Origin of the sequence: Nocardia sp. NPDC056564, assembly GCF_042793755.1 — a bacterium.
Lineage (GTDB): Bacteria > Actinomycetota > Actinomycetes > Mycobacteriales > Mycobacteriaceae > Nocardia.
In genome coordinates this window covers 416,606-419,760 of sequence record NZ_JBHTUR010000005.1, presented here as the reverse complement: position 1 = coordinate 419,760, position 3,155 = coordinate 416,606, and the positions used below count along the sequence as shown (strand labels likewise).

At 66.8% G+C, this 3,155-nt stretch carries 2 protein-coding genes; both read right to left on the bottom strand.

The features are described from left to right. Positions 1–23: 23 nt before the first annotated feature. Positions 24–1,352 carry a MupA/Atu3671 family FMN-dependent luciferase-like monooxygenase gene (locus ACFQ9K_RS16610; protein ID WP_378720685.1) on the bottom strand — a complete coding sequence of 443 codons (1,329 nt, stop codon included), beginning with the start codon at positions 1,350–1,352 and terminating at the stop codon, positions 24–26. After that, entirely contained in the window at positions 1,349–3,046 is a 1,698-nt protein-coding gene (locus ACFQ9K_RS16605) for a fatty acyl-AMP ligase (RefSeq protein ID WP_378720684.1), read from the bottom strand. The genes ACFQ9K_RS16610 and ACFQ9K_RS16605 overlap by 4 nt, the downstream gene beginning before the upstream one ends. Between the last annotated feature and the right edge of the window lie 109 nt (positions 3,047–3,155).

The following is a 3,155-nucleotide window of genomic DNA, read 5'->3' as shown; positions in this document are numbered from 1 at the left end:
CCCGCCTCCTGAAGATCCGAAACTCAAAGAGCACGTGCTTTGTTCGCGAGGGTGGCCAGCGATTCGAGACCGTCGAGCACGGCCGGCTCGGCCACGCCGAAGTCGATGAGGCAGGCGATCTCGTCGGCGCCCGCGCGGTGCAGGCTTTCGACCATCGGCAGCGCCGAATCCGGGGTGCCGAACAGCCCGTTGGTGCGGTAGTACCGTTCGAAGGCGAAGTCCAGCACCTTGTTTCGCGATCGGTCGGCCAGGCCGTCGAGAGCTTCCGCGCCGCGGCGCCACAGATCGACGGAGTCGGCCAGGTAGCGCTTGAACGGTCCCTGCACCGTCTGCCGCACCGCGGCGTCGTCGTCACCGACGAACGTGTGCAGCATGACCGTGACCTTCCCGCCGTCGGCGTCATGGCCATGCCTGGCGCGCGCCTTGCGGTAGGCGGTGATCTTGTCCGCCAGTTCGTCGACGCTCTGGAAGAGCAAGGCGGTCAATACATTCACGCCGAGCTCGCCGGCCATCTCGAAGCGCTCCACGCCGCCGCTACAGGTCACCCAGGCGGCCAGGTCCGGCTGGATCGGAGCGGGGAAGATACGCACCGATCGCGATTCGCCCGCGCCGTTCGGCAACTCGATCGACTCACCCCGCCACAGCTGCCGAACGGTGCGCATGCCGGAACGCATGACGTCGACCCTGGTGCGGTAATTGTCCTGCGCCAGGACGAAATCGTCGGGATTCCAGCCCGTGGCGAACGCGACATCGACCCGGCCGTCGGACAGATTGTCGACCACAGACCAGTCCTCGGCGACCCGCACCGGGTTGTGCAGCGGCAACACCACACTGCCCGCCCGGATCCGCACCCGCTCGGTGATCGCCGCCAGCGCCGCACCCAGCACGGCGGGGTTCGGGTACAGCCCGCCGAAGGTGTGGAAATGCCGCTCCGGCAACCAGATCGAGGCGAAGTCGTGGGTGTCGGCGAAGCGGGCGCTGTCGAACAGCAGACGGTAGCGCTGCGCACCGGTTTGCTGCGCGTCGCTGGCGAAGAAGAACAGGCTGAACTCGAGCCCCGTGCCGTCCGGACCGGGCCGCGCGGTCGAGCCGGCGACCAGGCTGCCGGGCTCGCCGGGTTCGGCGACCGCCTCGACCAGGTCGGCGACGCACATGCCGCCGTAGATGTCCTCCGCGGAGATCTCGACGCCGAATCGATCCTCGAGCATCGTCAGCAGTTCGGCGGCCTTGACCGAGTCCAGACCGAGCGCGGTGAGCGGTGTTCGGGGGTCGACGGATTCGAGCCCCAGGCGCTGTCTCGCCCAGTCGAGGAAGAATGCCGCGGTGTCGGCGTCGCCCTGCGGCTCGGTCATATGGCCCTCGATTCGGACTCGTTGGCGTACAGGTGGCGCAGGTGCGATCGGCGGATCTTGCCGCTGGTCGTCTTCAGCACCTTGCCCCGGTCCACGAAGATCACTCGGTGCAGGGCGACGGCGTGGTCGCGGCTGACCGCGGACCGGATCGACGCCTCCAGCGCGGCGACGCTGTCGTCCGCGATTTCGTCGTCGAGTTCTTGCACGACGATCAATCGCTCTTCGCCGTTTATCTCGGCCGACAACGCGGCGCAGCCGCCGCGGCGCAGACTCGGGTGCGTGGATTCGATGCTCCACTCGATATCCTGCGGGAACAGATTTCGGCCGTTGATGATCATGACTTCTTTGAGCCGTCCGCAGACGAACAGATGCCCGTCGACCATGAATCCGAGGTCGCCGGTGCGCAGATAAGTCGTTCCGTCCTCGTCGGCGATCTCCGCCGCGAATGTTCCCTTGCTCTCCTCGGGTTTGTTCCAATAACCCGAGGTGACGCTGGGTCCGGACAGCCAGATTTCGCCGACCCGGCCCGAATTCACCCGTCGACGCGTCTCGGGATCGATCAGCGCCGCGGTCCCCGCGCCGACCCGCCCCAGATCGACCAGTTCCCGGCCGTTCGGCTGTTCCACGACGAGACCCTTTTCCAGGTCCTCGCTCACGAACGAACTCGTGCGCAGGCCCGAGCCGACCGGTCCCCCACTCACATACAGCGTCGCCTCGGCGAGGCCGTAGCCGGGGAAGAAACTTGCCCGGCGGAATCCGCTCACGTCGAACTTGTCGGCGAATTTCCGCAATACGATCGGGTTCACCGGTTCGGCGCCGACGAACGCGACGTCCCATTGGGACAGATCCAATTGCTCGGCATCCGCGCGCGATACGCGTTCCGCGCAGATTCCGTAGGCCAGATTCGGGCCGCCCGCAGTGGTATTCGTGTGCTCCGATATCGCGCGCAACCAGATGAGCGGGTCGCGCAGGAAGGTCAGCGGCGCCATGAGCGTCACCGGGTAGCCGGCGAAAAGCGGCGACAGAATTCCCAGGATCATGCCCATATCGTGCGAGGGCGGCAGCCAATGGACGGCCGAGCTGTGCTCGGTGTGGCCGAAGGCGCGGCGTTGGCATTCGAGGTTGTGCATGAGGTTGCGGTGGCGCACCACAACACCTTTCGGGCTGCCGGTGGAGCCCGAGGTGTATTGCAGGTGGGCGACGTCGTCCGCCGAGGGCAGCGGGGTGTCGAGCACCGGCCGGGAACCGCCGCCGTCGGTGGCCGCGCTGTCGATGATCTTCTCGTCGGGCCAACCGAGCAGGTCACGGGCCACCGCCGCGGCCGACTGCGGGGCGATGACGGCCACCGCGCCGCTGTCGCGCGCGATCGCCGCGACGGTTTCGGAATGTCGTTGCGAGGTCGGTACATACAGGGGCACGGCGACGCGCCTGCTCAGCAGGCAGGCGAAGAACGCGTGCACCATGTCGAGGCTCGGCGGGCACAGCAGCAGAATTCGATCGCCCGGCGCGCTGATTTCCTGCAATCGGGTCGCCAAACCGACCACCCGGCCGAGGAGGACCGCATAATCCTCGACTTCGCGGTTGCCGCGGCCGTCGAGAAACGTGTAGCCGACGCGCGTGGGTTGCTCGGCGGCGCGACTCACCAAGATGTCCGCCAGAGTCGACGGGCGCCCCGATAATTGTTCGTAACTCATCGACCTTCGACCTCCCAATTCAGCTATAGCCACACTGGACGAACGACTTTCAGGTCTGCACCCGACACCCGGCAGCGAGTCCCGACCGCTCCGCGCGCTGCACATCTTT